We start from the raw sequence: 3,489 nt of genomic DNA, 5'->3' as shown, positions 1-3,489 counted from the left end.
ATCGGCGTTAGCGGGTAATGACAAGATTTCTACCTATGGTGGAGATGACACCATTGAAGGTGGAGCCGGTGATGATGAAATCCTGGCGGGTGACGGGAATGATACCCTGATCGGTGGTGTGGGTAATGACACCTTAGTCGGTGAAGAGGGCAGTGATACCTATCAGTTCAGCCAGGGCTTTGGTCAGGACAGCATTCAAAACCTCAGTAAGGATCAAGCGCCTAATGGTCAGATTGTCTTTGACGAAACGCTGAGTCCCGATGACATTACCGTGAAGCGAGACGATGATGATTTGCAGCTGATCGCCAGCGCGCAAGACATTATTACTGTAAAAGGCTATTTCAGCCAGGATGCCAGCACCAGTGCCGCGGTAGCAGAAATCCAGTTTGCGGATGGTACCGTGTGGAATGTTGAGGCGATTAAACAGCAGGTCTTACAAGCCTCAAGCGGTGATGACTATATCGAAGGCTATGGCAGTGATGACGTATTTGCCGGCCAGGCCGGTAATGACACCTTAAAAGGCCTAGGCGGTAATGATCAACTGTCTGGTGGCGAGGGCGATGACCGGCTGTTTGGTGATGATGGCAACGATACACTCCACGGTGGTCAAGGTAACGATACCCTGCGTGGTGGTAAAGACGATGACACCCTGCATGGCGATGAGGGTAATGACCACCTTTATGGTGACAGTGGTAATGATCAGCTGTTCGGTGGCGCGGGTAACGACCGACTGGAAGGCTCGTATGGTCACGACCAACTTGCTGGTGGCGAAGGTCAGGACACACTAATCGGCGGTATTGGTAATGACCAGCTCAAAGGCGATGCCGGTGATGATACCTTGCGCGGTGATGAGGGTGATGATCAGCTAACGGGTGGACGGGGTAACGACCAACTGGCCGGTGGTGAAGGCGATGACTGGTATCACTTTGCCAAAGGCGATGGCCAAGACGTGATCACGGATCAGCAAGGCCAGACCACTATTGTGGTGTATAACCTGAAGTTAGAAGACGTCATCTTCCGTCGTCATGACCTGGCGTTGGATGTGACCTTTAAAGGCAATGACGGTGATCGCATTCGCTTGGAAAATGTCTTTGATCGTCAAACCCTCACTGCACGTTTTGGTCTGCGCTTGCAGCACAGTGATGGCACCGTACAGACCCTCAAGGCAGAAGACATTGATCAACGTGCCATCACCGCGACGGAGGGTAAAGACACCCTGTATGGCAACCATCAGGCCAATGAAATCAATACCCTGCGTGGCGATGATACCGTCTACGCCGAAGGTGGTGATGACTTTGTCCGAGGTGCGGCCGGTAACGACACGCTCTATGGTCAGGCGGGCAATGACACCTTACGGGGTGGTGATGGTGATGATCAGTTATATGGGGGCACTGGCAATGACCTGCTGCAAGCCCATAAAGGTGATGATCAGCTCCGCGGTGAAGACGGCGATGATCAGCTTGAAGGGGGGCTTGGCAATGACACCTTATACGGTGGACAAGGCCAGGATGATCTACGTGGTGAGGGAGGGGATGACCAGCTAGAGGGGGGCGAGGGTGATGATCAGTACCGCTATCAAGCCGGTGATGGTCATGATGTGATCCGCGATACCCAGGGCAATGACAGCCTGCACCTGGAAAACATCCGTCTGGACGACCTGTTGATTCGTCGTACTGGGGATCAGTATCGCTATAACCCCGTCGAAGGCGAAACCTCAGGGGTCTTATCCCTTGCAGAAGACTCGATCAGTCACGACCGAGACGGTGATCTGCTGATTACCCATAAAGCCACAGGACAGACTATCCGCATAAACGATCAATTTTCTAGTCGATCAACCGCAACCCCTCACACCGCGATTGAAAGCATTGTGCTTAAAGATCAAACGCTGGATATTGCCACTATCAAGCAACAGGCATTGGTGGGTACCGCTACCGATGACATCATTATGGGTCATGTTGATGATGACATTATCCACGCTGGTGACGGTGATGATCAGGTGTTTGCCGGTGCGGGTGATGATCAAGTGCATGGTGGCCAGGGACAGGATTTACTCTATGGTGAACAGGGTAATGACCAATTGTACGGTGATCAAGGGGATGACCAGCTGTATGGCCAGTCCGGTGATGACCAACTGCATGGTGGTGCGGGTCAGGACACCCTGTATGGTGGCTTGGGCAATGATCAATTGTACGGCGATGCCGGTAACGACCGCCTGTTAGGGGGCGAAGGCCAGGATACCCTGTTGGGTGGTGATGGTGATGATGAGCTGATTGCTGCCAACAGTGTCTGGGATCGCTCTAGCAATACCTTAGCGGGCGGCAAAGGCAATGACACCCTTTATGGTTCTTATGGGGATGAGACCTACCAGTTTAACCTGGGGGATGGTCATGACCTGATCGTAGAAACCCGTCGTGATGAAGCCTTTACTAACCATCAGCCCTCACAGGATGTTCTGCTGTTTGGTGAAGGGATCAGTGCTGATGATCTCCAGTTCTTCCGAGTAAATGATGACCTACAAGCCCGTCACCGGAATGGTCAGGATCAAGTGACCATCCAAAACTGGTTTGTGTCTTTTAAGAATGCAAAACATGACTACTTTAAAGTCGAAACCTTCCGCTTTGCTGATGGCACTGAGTTAAACACCACAGACATCGAGTCGCAGATTACCTGGGAAGGCTCTGCCGCGGATGACAAATTCATTGGCTACCGTGGTTACAGTGAAACCTTCAAAGCCGGTGACGGTAATGACAAAGTCTTTACCCGTGAGGGCGATGATATTGCCTATGGTGAAGGTGGTGATGACTACCTGGATGGCGAAGCAGGCAACGACCAGCTCTATGGAGGCGAAGGCAACGATAACCTCTGGGGTAAACAGGGCAATGACCAACTGTTTGGCGGTATCGGTGATGACTCACTATCGGGTAACGAAGGTGACGATAGCCTGAAAGGTGAAGCCGGTGATGACAGCCTGTTTGGTGGCTCGGGTAATGACACCCTGGAGGGTGGTGCCGGTAACGACTTTATGGAAGCCGGTGAAGGTGATGACACCTTACAAGGTGGCGACGGTGATGACCAGTTAGGTGGTGGTGCCGGTAACGACCAACTGGCCGGTGGTAAAGGCAGTGACAAATATATCTACGGTGGTGGCTATGACGTCATTGATAACCAAGGCGGTGGCTTTGATGGACTGTTCTTCAAAGACGGTGTCCAGAAAGACGACCTCACCTTCAAGCAAGACGGTGACGACCTGCTGATCTTTGTGAAGGATGCGACGGAACCCGCGGTACGGGTGGTGAAGCACTTCCTGGGTGAAGACTATGCCATTGACTACGTCCAGCCTGATGGCGGCAACTACATCACCACCGCCGAAATCAACCGCCGCGCTAAAGCGGGTGATGTTGAAGGGGATTATGATGCCGTAGTGGAAGGCACAGCTAATGCCGACAAACTGGGTGGTACCGAAGGCAATGATTTAGTTCAGGGCCTAGG

The 3,489-nt window shown here is 52.4% G+C and carries 1 protein-coding gene and 1 pseudogene; both read left to right on the top strand.

Annotation, left to right across the window (positions count from 1 at the left end; translation table 11 throughout):
- Window positions 1–148: pseudogene (locus F607_RS36270) on the top strand (calcium-binding protein); the annotation flags it as partial.
- 123 nt (window positions 149–271) lie between these two features.
- On the top strand, window positions 272–3,489 hold a 3,218-nt coding region (locus F607_RS0125640), incomplete at its 3' end, for a calcium-binding protein (protein ID WP_268967655.1).

Origin of the sequence: Zooshikella ganghwensis DSM 15267, assembly GCF_000428585.1 — a bacterium.
GTDB lineage: Bacteria > Pseudomonadota > Gammaproteobacteria > Pseudomonadales > Zooshikellaceae > Zooshikella > Zooshikella ganghwensis.
The sequence above is the reverse complement of the archived record's forward strand: the minus strand, read 5'-3'. Positions and strand labels throughout refer to the sequence as shown.